Genomic DNA, 13088 nt, shown 5'->3' with positions numbered 1-13088 from the left:
TGATGACAGGGGATCGTAACTACCGCGCCCGCCGGCTGGCGACCGGTTCGGAGGTTCTGCTGTCCGCTTCGCGCCCGGTCAGCGTCATCTGCTTTCGTATCCAAACGGCGAAGGCTTCCGCATGAGGCGATAGCGGCTGATTTTCCGGATAGATCAAATAGTAGGATCGTGGCGAGAGGATCATCGGCCCCGGCAGGCGAACCAGGATTCCTTCGTTCAAGGCATCGGCGACCAGCCACTTTCGTCCCAAGGCAATTCCTTCGCCTGCCTCGGCGGCTTGAAGCAGCAGATTGGCGTCATTGAATGTCTTCCCCACAAAGGGCAGGCGCGCGGTCACACCTGCGCGGTTGAACCAGCGTTGCCAGTCGTCATAGGGGTTCAGCAGCGGATATTCGAGCAGTTGTTGCGCGGAACGAGGTAGTTTGTTGTGACCAAGGACGCCGCCCTTCGCGGCAACCGGAAATAGTTTCTCCTGCGCCAGCCGTTCCGACGTGACCCCGGCCCAGCTTCCTTCGCCGTTGCGTATTCCAAGGTCGATTTGCTTCTCTATGAGGTCGAGCGGCGCCATCGCCGGGATCAACTCCACCGTGATGTCGGGATGACGCGACTGGAAATCCGGCAAGCGCGGCAACAACCAACGGGTAGCGAACGAAGGCAGAGCAGTGAGGACAAGGTGTGTCGACGAATTCCGCGCCTGATGGCCAATGGTCGCGGTGGCGTCATGCATCAATTTCAACGCTTCGGCGACGGTTGCCTGCAAGCGTCGACCTTGCGGAGTGAGCATCATGCCCTGCCGCGTACGGGTAAACAGCGCGACGCCTAGTTCGGCTTCCAGAGCGCGTATCTGGCGGCTGACGGCACCGTGAGTGAGGAACAGCGCATCCGCAGCGGCCCGCAGCGTGGGATGACGCGCGGCAACTTCAAACACCTGGAGATTACGAAGGGAGGGAAGGGCCATCGGTGGTCACCGGGACTTCGATATCGGGTTTGATGGTGACCCCAGCTCACCAGGACGTGGGCATTTTTATCGTTTTTCATAGACGAGCGGAACGATTAATCCGGGCAACCGTCCGGCTTCTGAAAAAAAGTGATGACAATGAAAATGATGAAATCCGCGATTCAAACGATTTCCCTGACATGGTTGGCCTGTGTGCCTCTTGTCGCCTTGTCCCAAATACCGATCGGCGCATCTGCGGCGGCTGCCGATCCCCAACCCCTTTCATTGGAAGGCACTTGGGTCATGACTTCGGCCTATGAAATACTTGCCGACGGCACGCGCACCACCAACTATGGCGAGCATCCCAACGGTCTCCTGATGGTCGATAAAAACGGGCGTTATTCGCTACAGATTTTTCGTCCCGACAGACCCAAGTTTGTCGCCGGCGACAAGACACGCGGGACACCTCAGGAATACCGCGAGGCTGTTTTGGGTTCGAGCACCCATACCGGACGTGTTGTGGTCGATCCGGTGAAGAGCCAACTGACGTTCAAGATCGACTCCGCCTCTTATCCCAATTGGGAGGGCGTACAACAGGTGCGCGATTACACTTTCAAAGACGGCGTCTTGATCTATTCGGTACCCGCGACGGCGTCCGGCAACGGCACGGTTGCTTATTCGATCTGGCAACACCAGCCACAGTGAATTAGCGCCCCCGCCGGGCGGCGACCGGTTCGGACGCTCTGCTGTCCGCCTCGCGCCTGGTCAGCGCCATCACCGACACCGCGACGATGCGCTCGATGATGCCCTGGACGTCATCCAGATCGCACGATCCCTCCGACAATTTGGTCAGCCGTTCGCTGTCGCGGATGGTCTGGTGCGCCATCGCCAATGCGAAATGCAGGCCCCAATAGAGATCGACCTGGTTGCGGCCGGGCAAAGAGCGCTGCATCGCGGCGGCGAATTTCCGCAAATGATCGATCTCGCGGTTCTTGATGCGGCGGATCGGCGGCACTGCCTCGATCGAGGCGCGGATCATGAAGCGCGCCGCGGCCGAGCGTTCATTGCCGGGGCCGAGACAGCCGCGCAGCGTCGGCCCCACCAGCGCGCGCAGGATTGCATCGATCTCGGCGCGTCCGCCGCCCTCAGCTTCGGCCGCCTTCAATTCGTTGAGCCGCGCTCGGTTGGTGGCGAGGCTGCGGGTGACGAACAACTCGGCGATCAATTCGTCCTTGGAGCCGAAATGATAATTCACCGCAGCCAGATTGACGCCGGCGGCGGCGACGATGTCACGCAGCGTGACGTCAGCGAAGCCGCGATCGGCATAGAGCCGCTCGGCCGCGTCCAGAATGGAGGTTCGGGTCTGGTCTGACGGCATCTTGGGGCCGGGCAAGAGGAGTATTGCAATTCAAACGCTTGTATGAAACTATGGTTTGAAGACTGGAATGTCAATGCGGATGACGCATCGCCACGCCAGTGCGCGAGAAAATGGTCTTGCGGTGAACAGGCGGCGGGGAGACAGTGCCGCCAATAAATTCGTGCAATAATTTTCTTCTGGGAAATGCGAGGAACGCCCAATGGACTTCAACATGTCTGACCGTCAGCGCGAATGGCTCAACCGTGTGCAGTCGTTCATGAACAAGCATGTCCGCCCCGCCGTGCCGGTCTACCGGCAGCAGGACGAGGCCGGCGAGCGCTGGAAGGTGATCCCGATCGTCGAGGAACTGAAGAAGAAGGCGCATGCCGAAGGTCTGTGGAACATGTTCATGCCGCCCTCGGCGCATGAGGATGACGAATTCCGCGGCGCGGGATTGACCAATCTGGAATACGCGCCGCTGGCCGAGGAAATGGGCCACATCGGCTGGGCTTCGGAAGTGTTCAACTGCTCGGCGCCGGATACCGGCAACATGGAAGTGCTGATGCGCTACGGCTCCAAGGAGCACAAGCGCCAGTGGCTGCGCCCGCTGATGAATGGCGAAATCCGCTCCGCCTTCCTGATGACCGAACCCGCGGTAGCCTCTTCCGATGCCACCAATATCGAGACCCGCATCGAGCGCGACGGCGATCATTACGTCATCAACGGCCGCAAATGGTGGTCGTCGGGTGTCGGCGATCCCCGCTGCAAGATCGCCATCGTGATGGGCAAGACCGATCCGAAGGCGCCGCGCCACCAGCAACAGTCGCAGATCCTGGTGCCGCTCGACTCAAAGGGCATCACGATCGAGAAGCTGCTGCCGGTGTTCGGATTCGACGATGCACCGCACGGCCATGCGCAGGTGCTGATGGAGAATGTGCGGGTTCCCGCCAGCAACATTTTGCTCGGTGAAGGCAGGGGTTTCGAGATCGCGCAGGGGCGTCTGGGTCCCGGCCGTATCCATCACTGCATGCGCACCATCGGCAAGGCCGAGGAAGCGCTGGAGAAGATGGTGAAGCGGCTGTCGTCGCGCACGGCGTTCGGCAAGAAGATCATCGAATTTTCGATCTGGGAACAGCGCATCGCCGAGGCCCGCACCGATATCGAGATGAACCGGTTGCTCTGCCTCAAGGCCGCCGACATGATGGACAAGGTCGGCAACAAGACCGCCCAGCTCGAGATCGCGATGATCAAGGTAGCGGCGCCCAACATGGCGCTGAAGATCATCGACAATGCCATCCAGGCGTTCGGCGCCGCCGGGGTTTCCGACGATGCAGGTTTGGCGCGCGACTACGCCTCGATGCGTACCATGCGCCTCGCGGACGGCCCGGACGAGGTCCACAACCGCGCCATTGCCAGACTTGAACTTCGGAAGTATGCCAACGCTCCTACCTCGCACTAAGGGAGCTTCCCCGCTGACGCTCCCCAAGGCATGATCTCTGAAAAAGTCATGCTCAGATAACAAAGGGAGCGTCATCGTGGCCGAAGGCGTCAGGACCGACGAGGAATTTTCCGGCACCAGGCCGGTCGAGGAGCGGCATCGCGTCGACGAGATGCGCCTCGACGGCTGGATGCGCGAGCATGTCGAAGGTTATCAGGGTCCGCTGACCGTCCTGCAGTTCAAGGGCGGCCAGTCGAACCCGACCTATCGGCTGGATACGCCCAATCGTTCCTATGTGATGCGGCGCAAGCCGTTCGGCAAATTGCTGCCGTCGGCCCATGCGGTCGATCGCGAGTTCCGCGTCATCGCCGCACTCGGCAAGCAGGGCTTTCCGGTCGCGAAGGCCTATGCGCTGTGCACCGACGACGCCGTGATCGGCGCGGCGTTCTACATCATGTCAATGGAAGAGGGCCGGGTGTTCTGGGATCCGGCGCTGCCGAGCGAGACACCGCAGGCGCGGCTCGCGATCTACACCAGCAAGATCGAGACGCTTGCTAAGTTGCATACCTATGATCCGCAGGCGATCGGACTCGGCGATTTCGGCAAGCCCGGCAATTATTTCGCGCGCCAGGTCGATCGCTGGACCAAGCAATACCGCGCGTCCGAGACGCAACACATTCCCGAAATGGAAAAGCTGATCGAGTGGTTGCCACGCACCATGCCGCAGCAGGAGCGGGTTTCGATCGTGCATGGCGATTATCGCCTCGACAACATGATCTTTCATGCCACCGAGCCGCGGGTGATCGCGGTACTGGATTGGGAATTGTCGACGCTCGGCGATCCCATGGCGGATTTCACATATCTCCTGATGCAATGGACCATGCCGGGGCTGGCCAATATCGATCTCAAGACGCTTGGCATTCCAAGCATGGAAGAGGCCGCGCAGATCTACTGCAACGTTACCGGCAGCGCCGTTCCCGATCTCAACTGGTATTTCTCCTACAACCTGTTCCGGCTCGCCGGCATCACGCAGGGGATCGCCGGGCGCATTCGCGATGGCACCGCGGCGAGCGCCAAGGCGATGGAATCGGCCAAGCGCACGGTGCCGCTGTCGAAGGCGTCATGGGAGTACGCGCAAAAGGCGGGGGCGGTTTAACGCCCTCGCTGCAAGTTCTGACCGGGGGGAGAGACGATGAAAGCCACCATCTTTATGATGGCAGGATGCGCCGCGCTTGCACTGCTGGTCTGCGATATATCCGCGCAAGCCGAGCCGATTTCGGTCACGCGGTTGGCGCCTGACGAGTTCGTCTGGGTGCCGACACCGGTCGGCGGCCAGCGGGTGAATCTCGTAGGCGACGACCACAAGCCCGGCATGTACATGTACCGCCTGCGCTTCCCGGCCAATTTGAAAGTTCAGCCGCACTTCCATCCCGACGAGCGGATCGCCACCGTGATTTCAGGCACGCTCTACATGGGTTACGGCGAGCAATTCGACGAAAGCGCCATGAAAGCTTTGCCGGCCGGAAGTGTATGGACCGAGCCGCCGAGGCAGCCGCATTTTGTCTGGGCCAAGGACGGCGAAGTCGTCATCCAGGTGGTCGGCAGCAACGGGCCTTCCGGGTTGACGTCGATCGGGCAGAAATAGAATCGAACGAGATTGGATCGAGCCGCGACGCATGAAAGGGCGTTGCATCTCTCTCATTTGCGGGGACGGTCAAATAACGCCGCACCCGAGGGGGCAATCTTCATGAACGAGCCGCGTCCGGTCCAACGGCCATTGCGTTCGCCGCCTGTGGGCGCGGTGATGCTCGCGATATTGGCGGGGCTGCTTTATGCCCTGGAACTTGCGGTCATTCGCGACGCGAGTTCTGGCGAAGGGGCCGTAGATCCATGGGCCGCCGCCTTTATCGCGACCTTTGTCGTCGCGCTATGGATCGTGCTCGCCGGCCTGATGCTGGTCGCATTCAAGAACGGCAGGATGCCGGAGTGGGCGGCGATCGCGGCACTCGTGCTGCTGCCGCTGTCCGGCCATGCGTCGTTCACCGCGGCGAACCTTTACGCTGCCAGCCATGACTGGACCTGGATCGTCCCGGTGCTCGTGCCGCCGGTCATCGTGGTCTACGCGCTGTGGATTCGTATTCCCGCGCTCGTCGCATTGTTGTCGGAAGAAGTTGCCAGCGCACTCGCCGGGGCCGCGCTCGTCGCGCTGATCGGGGCCTCGGCCTTCGCGTCGTATCTCGATGAGCTTGCCGCACCGGCGCGGCAGGAGAAGTTGCAGGCGGCGTACAAGGAACAGCTCGCCCGGGATGAAAAGATCGCCGCGGAAGATCGCGCGCGCGACGAAGCCAGATTTGCGGCGCTTGATCCCGATTCCCCGCTGCGCGACTACCTGGAATACGTCAACAGCAGCGACGACCGGGTTCCGCTGGCGATGGAAGGCGCCCGCCACGCCCGGAGCCGGCAGGCCGATGCGGTGGCGCTGCTCGGGGAGCCAGAGGGACTGATAAAACTGCGCGAGATGTGGCAACTCGATATCGCGGCGACGCCGGCCCTGTGTGCGTCCTATAATGCGGCGCTGCGCGAAAGCGCGTTAAAGATCGATCCTTCCTACAGCAACCGTCTCGGCGAAGCGATTGATCTCGAATTTCAATTGCCTAATTTGAAATGGCTGGTCACGCAGCATTGCGACCTGCGCGACGTGCTGAACGACCTTGCCAAGCGGTTGCGCGTGGTGCGGGATTCATCGCGGATCGATCAGCTCGCCGATACGTTCGAAGCGCTGGCCCGGTAGCCAGCGACGGATTGCTCTTGCCTTAAGCCACCCTGGCCTTGGGCGAGGGAGCCGAAACTCCCCGCGGGCTGTCGCTGAGATCGAGCTGCGGCAGCGGAACGGGCCGGCCGAACAGGTAGCCCTGCACGAGATTTACACCCGCCGTGCGCATGTATTCGAGCTGCTCTTCGGTCTCGACACCCTCGGCGGTCGTCATGGTGCCGAGACCCTGCGCCAGCGCGAGCGTTGAGGCGATCACGGCCTTGTAGTCACGGCGGGCAAGAACGCCCTGGGTGAACGACTTGTCGATCTTGATCTTGTCGAACGGGAAAATCGTCAGATAGCTGACCGAGGAGTATCCGGTGCCGAAATCATCGAGCGCGACAGATATTCCCAGATTTTTCAACTGCCGGATCGTGGTCAGGTGGGCTTCGTGGTTTTCGAGCAGCGCGGTTTCGGTGACTTCGAGTTCCAGCCGTTCTGCTGCCAGACCCGTCTCCATCAGCGTGCACAGAACGAGGTCGAACAGATTGCCCTTCTTGAACTGGACCGCCGAGATGTTGACGGCGATCTTGATGTGCGCCGGCCACGCCGCGGCGTCCTGGCAGGCCCGCCGCAAAATCCATTCGCCGAGCGGCGCGATCAGGCCGGTCGATTCCGCCAGCGGGATGAAACGGTCCGGTGGAATCATGCCCTTGGTCGGATGCTTCCAGCGCACCAGTGCCTCGACGCCGCACAACAGCCGCGTTTCGATGTCGACCACCGGCTGGTAGTAGAGCTCGAATTCGTTTCGCTCGATGGCGAGGCGCAGTTCGTTTTCCGCCGCCTTCTGCATATCGGCCGCCTCGAGCATTTCGGGCTGGAACAGCCGGAATTCATTTCGGCCGTTGGCCTTGGCGTCGTAGAGCGCAAGGTCGGCGCGCTTGAGAAGGCCCTCGGGCTCGACGTCATGTTCCGGGGCCATCACGATGCCGATGCTGGTGCCGACGCCGGCGAGGTCGCCGTTGAGATCGAACGGCCGGGTGATGGCGTCGATGATTTGCAGCGCCAGCGCACTGGCGCCTTCGCGCTGATCCGGCGCGCCTTCCTGGATCACGGCGAACTCGTCGCCGCCAAGCCGCGCCAGCAGATCGGTGTCCTGGATGGTGGACTGCAGGCGACGGCCGACCTCGATCAGCAACTGGTCCCCGGCGGGATGTCCGAGCGTATCGTTGACGGCCTTGAAATCGTCGAGGTCGATCATCATCACGGTGAGGGCGACGCCGTTGCGCGCCACGCGCTTGCAGGCTTCTTCCAGCCGCGCATTGAATTCCGCGCGATTGGCGAGGCCGGTCAGCGCATCGTGCCGCGCCAGATGGACGATCTCCGCTTCCGCCCGCCGCCGTTCGGTGATGTCTTCATGGGTCGCGAGCCAGCCGCCGTCCGCCATCGGCTGCCGCGTCACGAGCACGAACCGGCCGTCGGCAAATTCATCGATCCGGCTCGAGGTCGAGTGCTTTGGAAGCTGACTGAGGGCCGCGATCTTGGCGCTGGTGGCCTGTTTGTTGGTCGCGCCCTTGAAGATGCCGCGCGTGATGCGATCGGCGATGATCGCGTCGTGCGGCGTGCCGACTTTCAGCAATTCGGCCGGCAGTTGATACAGCTCGGCATAACGGTCGTTCCAGACCACTAGCCGCTTCTGGCCATCGAACATGCACAGCCCCTGAGTCATGTTGCTCAAGGCGGCATCGAATTGCATGTTGATGATTTCGAGTTCCTTGGCTTGCTGGAAGACATCGGTCTCGCGGCGGATCCGCTCGGTGATATCCTCATGGGTGGTGACCCAGCCGCCATCGGGCAATAGCCGGCGCGTGATCTGGACCGAGCGTCCATCCATCGCCTCGATGTTGGAGGATTCCCCGCGCGCGACATTTTCCTGAATTCGCTTGCAATATTCCTCGGTATCGCCGGGGAACGTTCCCGCCTGTTTTCGAAGCAGGATCAATTCCTCAAAACTGCAACCCGGTTTGACCGCGTCGGGCGACAACCGGTACATCTCAAGATAGCGCTGGTTGCAGATGACCAGCCGCCTCGACTGATCGAACAGCGTCAGACCCTGCGACATGTTATCGACGGCGGTATCGAGGCGCAGTTTTTCCAGCGTCAACTGGCGTTGCGACAATCGATGCTGCGACGACAGCCGCCCCACGATCAGGAACAGGATGATGGCGACGACGAGCGCCGAAAGCGCGGCTGCGGTGATCAGGAATCGGGTTTGTGCCTGCCATTCGGCCAGCGCCGAGGCGACCGTCGTGGTCGCGATGATGGACAGCGGATACCGGCTCAGGCTGCGAATGGAGGCCAGGCGCTGCAGGCCATCGACCGGACTGGTCAATTCCGTGGTGCCGTGATCGAGGTTCAGAAAGGCCGTCGCCTGCGGCGTCGTCTGCGTCTTGAAATTCTTGCCGATAATCTCTTCGGCATGAGGGTAGCGCGCGATCAGCGGGCCATCATGATGGTGAATCGAGATCGTGTCGTCCGCTGCCAGCGTCAGCGAGGAAAAGAACTCCTCAAATTTGCCGGGGGTGATGGCCCGCGACACGATGCCGAGAAACTCGCCGTTCGGTCCGGTTATCTTACGGGCGATCAGGGTTTTCCAAATTCCGGTAAAACGGCTGCGCACCAGTTCCATCTGGATCTGCGCCGGCTTCGGGCTTGATTTGAGAATCTTGAAATAGGCGCGGTCGGCGACGGTGACGACCGGAACGTCCGGGACTTCCGATGAACTGACCAGAACGCCCCTGGCGTCGTAAATGTTGAAACCGGCGATCTTGGAAGAATCGCCCGCTTTGGCCTGCAACATCAGGTGCGTTTGGGGCGCGGACATCCGGCGCGTGAAATCCTCCGGCGTTGCTATTCCGGCCTGTTGGACCTGCGCGATGATGTCGCCGAGCGGGATCGCGGTATCGTCCAGTTGCTGGTCGAAATGGTGCGCCAGCAGCAGAACGGTATTTTCCAGTTCGCGCTTGCTGCTTTCCAGCGCATGCTTGCGGAAGTTGTCGATCATCATCGCGGTGCCGAGCGCGATGGCCGCGATCAGCAGGATACCGCAGGTGACAAGCCAGCGGACTGGATTGCGCCGGCTCGGGTGTCCGCCGTCGTTGAAATCAAATGTTCCGGCCGCGGCTGCGCGATGCACAGCGCTGGTCTGTGGAATCGGATCCTGCATTTTCGCGTCTCCCCGAAGCATAAATACAACCCATGGGTAGAGTTCGCGTTAGCAATGTCGGTTACCTAACTGTTAATTCAGCGCCGAAAGCTTGATCCATCGCGAAAGTAGGCGTCATCTGCGGGTAAAAGCCCGTCGTTAAAATAAATTGGCGCGCCATTTGGCGCGGCGCTTGCTTGCTGTTTGGGTAAATGATTTGATTTAAATCGCTCGGGGTCGATATGACGTGCAAACGATGGTTTGAGGCTGTTTTTCCTGCAATCGACGCACCGCCGCGCGATTCTGGAATAGGCCGGGTGTTCGCCGGTTTCCTGCTGTTTACGGGGGCTGTATTCGCCGGAATGACTTCGGCATCCGCGGCAGATTCCGTCAGCTTGCGCCTCAATTGGCAGATGAAAGGCGAGTTCGCGCCCTTCATCGTTGGCGTTGAAAAAGGGTTCTTCCGCGACCAGGGCCTCGACGTGAAGGTCCAGGAAGGCAGCAGCGGAACCCAGGCGTTGCAGGCCGTGGCGGGCGGTCAGGATGATTTCGCCTATGTGCCGTCGGTCCAGTTGATCGAAGCCGTCAATCACGGCATGCCGTTGAAGGCGATTGCGACCGTCGGCAAGGTCGACTCGATGGGGATGGTCTCGCTGTCCGATGTGTCGCTGAAAACCCCAAAGGACATCGAGGGCCGCACCGTCGAGATCACGGCCACCGCGACCTTCAGCCAGATATGGTCGGCCTTCGTGCGCAAGAACAACATCGATGAGAGCAAGGTCACGGTGGTGCGGGTCGCGCCCGGCGCGCGGTTCAATCTGCTGCTGACCAAAAAGGTCGATGTGCTCGCCGATATTTTCATGACCAACGAGTATCCGGTTCTGCAAAAACAGGTCGGGCAGCAGCCGTTGAACACCCTGGTGGTCGGCGATTGGGGTTTTCGGCTGATCGGCTATACGCTCGCGGCGCCCCAAAAGACCATCGACGACAAGCCCGATCTGGTGAAGCGTTTCAACGCCGCCGCCGCCAAAGCCTTCAAGTTCACCATCGAGCATCCGGAGGAAGCGGCGCAGATCGCCTCAGCCGCCTATCCGAAGGTGTTGTTCGCCGATACCACGCTCGGCCAGGTCAAGGAGCTGGTGGATTTTCTCGGCCGCGGCGAGCCGAAGCGGTTGTTCGCCGGTAGCGACGAAGGCTGGCGCAGCACGATCGAGATTCTTACGCCGCCGGTGGCCGGTGCGGCTCCCGGCAGATCCGTCTCCGACTACTATACCAATGCGTTCGTTCCTGCCGATGAGTGAGATCGTTCGCACCCTCAAAGTCCCCGACGTGCCCGACGCCACCGGCCCGTGGGCGCGCGCGGTCGAATGGAATGGAATGGTGTTCCTGTCGGGCGTGCGCGGTCTCGATCCCGCGACCGGACGCCCGGCCGAAACGCTGGAGGCGCGCATTCGCCTGATCTTCGATCACATCGACAAGACCCTGCAGCATCATGGCGCGTCCTTTGCGACCGTCCTGGTGACGCGGGTCTACGTCACCGACATGGCGCGGATCCGGCCGCTGATCAACGATGCCTATGTGGCCGCGTTCGGCGGCGCGTGGCCGACGCGGACTATCGTTGAGGTGGCGGGCTTGAACCAGGACGATGACGTCGAGGTCGAGGTCGTTGCCGCGCGCCGGGCCGCGTCCTGATGGCTGGTGCGGACGACGGCGGTCGTGAGCCGCGCTCACGCCTGAAATCCCTGATCATTCAACTGCGCCACGCGCTGCCCGTGGCCGGCGCGTTTATTGCGCTGCTCGTGATCTGGCAAGCGGTGACGCGGCTGGCGGGCATTCCCGATTATGTGCTGCCGTCGCCGACGCAGATCGCCGGCGCGATCTCCGACGAATGGCGGCAGCTCCTCGTCAACGCCGCCGTGACCTTCGCGGAAGCCACCGCCGGATTTGTGCTGAGCATCGTCGTCGGCATCCCCCTGGGCGTGGCGATCGTCTATTCGCGCTGGCTGGACCGCGTATTGTATCCGCTGCTGGTCGCCAGCCAATCGATCCCGAAGGTCGCGCTCGCGCCGATCTTCGTGGTGTGGTTCGGGTTCGGACTGTTGCCGAAGGTGCTGATCGCGTTCTCGATCGCGTTCTTTGCGATCGTCGTCAATACCGTGGTCGGCATGAAGCGTGCGCCGGTGGAGATGATCCATCTGATGCGTTCATTTGGTGCCACAAGGATGCAGATATTCCTGCGGGTGCGCCTGCCGGTCGCGGCGCCCTATATCTTCGCGGGCATCAAGATTTCGGCGACCTTCGCCGTGGTCGGCGCCATCGTCGGCGAGTTCATCGCGGCGAGCAGCGGGCTCGGCTATCTGCAGTTGATCGCGAACAACAATTTCCAGATTCCATTGCTGTTCGGCATCCTGGTGTTGTTGTCGGTGATGGGCGGCGTGCTTTACGGGCTGGTGGTGCTGCTGGAATGGATGGTCCTGCCGACGCCGCTGCGCACCGTCAGGGCGGACGAGGCGGGAGCGACGTTGTGAAGGATACGGCGTCGTGACCGAAGCTGCTGCGCGACCGCCCGGCGGCGGTGCGTCGATCTCCATCTCGCATGTCGGCATGACCTATCAGCGCCGCGGTGCGCGCGTAGATGCATTGACCGATGTCAGCCTCGATATCGCGGCGGGCTCTTTCGTTTCGATTCTCGGACCGAGCGGCTGCGGCAAGAGCACGCTGATGATGCTCGCGGCCGGGCTTTACCGGCCAAGTTCAGGCGAGTTGCGCATTGACGGCAAGCTGCTCGAGGATTGCTTCACGGATGCAGGCATCGTGTTCCAGACCGACGTCCTGCTGCCGTGGCTTTCGATCCTGGATAACGTCGTCATGCCCGCGCGGATCAAGCGCCTGGATCTCGAGGCCGCAACCAAACAGGGCCGCGCCTTGCTGGCGCAGGTGGGCCTGGGCGGGTTCGAGGCTAATTATCCGAGTGAGCTGTCCGGCGGCATGCGCCAGCGCGCGGCGATCTGCCGGGCGCTGTTGTGCGAGCCGTCGGTGCTTTTCATGGATGAGCCGTTCGGCGCGCTGGATGCGCTGACGCGCGAACGGATGCAGGCCGATATCAACCGTCTCTGGGCCGAGCATCGCAAGACCGTGCTTTTGATCACCCACGATATCGAGGAAGCGGTCCTGCTGTCGGATGAGGTCGTGGTCATGAGTCCGCGCCCGGGCCGAATCCTCAGGCGTTTCCGGGTCGACTTGCCGCAACCGCGTGAACCGGCGATCCGGCGCGATCCGCGCTTTCACGGGATCGTCGACGATATCCGCGCGCTGTTCCGGGATGCCGGCGTTCTCTAACGCATCAAGAGCCCTTCCAAAGTTCGGTTGACCGGGTACGATGCCGGCAACAACCAACAA

At 61.6% G+C, this 13088-nt stretch carries 12 protein-coding genes; 9 read left to right on the top strand and 3 right to left on the bottom strand.

From position 1 onward, the window contains the following. Positions 1-19 precede the first annotated feature (19 nt). The gene (locus HB676_RS13370; RefSeq protein WP_213738289.1) at positions 20-958 is read right to left on the bottom strand and encodes a LysR substrate-binding domain-containing protein; all 939 of its coding nucleotides are present in this window, start codon (positions 956-958) and stop codon (positions 20-22) included. A 138-nt stretch (positions 959-1096) separates the two neighbouring features. Between HB676_RS13370 and HB676_RS13365 the strand changes: the two genes are divergently transcribed. Further along, the gene (locus tag HB676_RS13365; protein ID WP_213738288.1) at positions 1097-1642 is read left to right on the top strand and encodes a lipocalin-like domain-containing protein; all 546 of its coding nucleotides are present in this window, start codon (positions 1097-1099) and stop codon (positions 1640-1642) included. Between the two features lies 1 nt (position 1643). Here HB676_RS13365 and HB676_RS13360 read toward each other — a convergent pair whose 3' ends face one another. Next, positions 1644-2315, bottom strand: a complete 672-nt coding sequence (locus HB676_RS13360; RefSeq protein ID WP_213738287.1) for a TetR/AcrR family transcriptional regulator — start codon at positions 2313-2315, stop codon at positions 1644-1646. Between the two features lie 199 nt (positions 2316-2514). Here HB676_RS13360 and HB676_RS13355 point away from each other — a divergent pair, with 199 nt between their 5' ends. From HB676_RS13355 to HB676_RS13340, 4 genes are all read left to right on the top strand, one after another. Continuing rightward, on the top strand, positions 2515-3753 hold the full coding sequence (locus tag HB676_RS13355) for an acyl-CoA dehydrogenase family protein (protein WP_213738286.1): 1239 nt from the start codon (positions 2515-2517) through the stop codon (positions 3751-3753). Between the two features lie 76 nt (positions 3754-3829). Then, positions 3830-4888 (top strand): phosphotransferase, encoded by a 1059-nt coding sequence (locus tag HB676_RS13350; RefSeq protein ID WP_213738285.1) that lies wholly within the window; start codon positions 3830-3832, stop codon positions 4886-4888. 36 nt (positions 4889-4924) lie between these two features. Then, on the top strand, positions 4925-5377 hold the full coding sequence (locus HB676_RS13345) for a cupin domain-containing protein (RefSeq protein WP_213738284.1): 453 nt from the start codon (positions 4925-4927) through the stop codon (positions 5375-5377). A 102-nt stretch (positions 5378-5479) separates the two neighbouring features. Then, a complete protein-coding gene (locus HB676_RS13340; RefSeq protein WP_213738283.1) occupies positions 5480-6523 on the top strand; it encodes a hypothetical protein in 1044 nt (347 codons plus the stop codon). A 22-nt stretch (positions 6524-6545) separates the two neighbouring features. Here HB676_RS13340 and HB676_RS13335 read toward each other — a convergent pair whose 3' ends face one another. Continuing rightward, positions 6546-9710, bottom strand: coding sequence for an EAL domain-containing protein (locus HB676_RS13335; RefSeq protein ID WP_213738282.1), 3165 nt, complete (start codon positions 9708-9710; stop codon positions 6546-6548). A gap of 221 nt (positions 9711-9931) precedes the next feature. Here HB676_RS13335 and HB676_RS13330 point away from each other — a divergent pair, with 221 nt between their 5' ends. The 4 genes from HB676_RS13330 to HB676_RS13315 are packed head-to-tail and all read left to right on the top strand — an operon-like array spanning position 9932 to position 13028. Then, positions 9932-10990: an ABC transporter substrate-binding protein gene (locus tag HB676_RS13330; protein ID WP_213738281.1), complete on the top strand. Its 1059-nt coding sequence runs from the start codon at positions 9932-9934 to the stop codon at positions 10988-10990. Then, positions 10983-11381 (top strand): RidA family protein, encoded by a 399-nt coding sequence (locus HB676_RS13325; protein WP_213738280.1) that lies wholly within the window; start codon positions 10983-10985, stop codon positions 11379-11381. Before HB676_RS13330 ends, HB676_RS13325 begins: the two co-directional genes overlap by 8 nt. Next, positions 11381-12217 carry an ABC transporter permease gene (locus tag HB676_RS13320; RefSeq protein WP_213738279.1) on the top strand — a complete coding sequence of 279 codons (837 nt, stop codon included), beginning with the start codon at positions 11381-11383 and terminating at the stop codon, positions 12215-12217. Before HB676_RS13325 ends, HB676_RS13320 begins: the two co-directional genes overlap by 1 nt. 13 nt (positions 12218-12230) lie before the next feature. Beyond that, positions 12231-13028: an ABC transporter ATP-binding protein gene (locus tag HB676_RS13315; RefSeq protein ID WP_346347336.1), complete on the top strand. Its 798-nt coding sequence runs from the start codon at positions 12231-12233 to the stop codon at positions 13026-13028. The last annotated feature ends 60 nt before the right edge of the window (positions 13029-13088 follow it).

This window comes from Bradyrhizobium sp. dw_411 (assembly GCF_018449695.1).
Taxonomy (GTDB): Bacteria; Pseudomonadota; Alphaproteobacteria; order Rhizobiales; family Xanthobacteraceae; genus Bradyrhizobium.
This window is presented reverse-complemented; position numbering and strand designations above follow the sequence as displayed.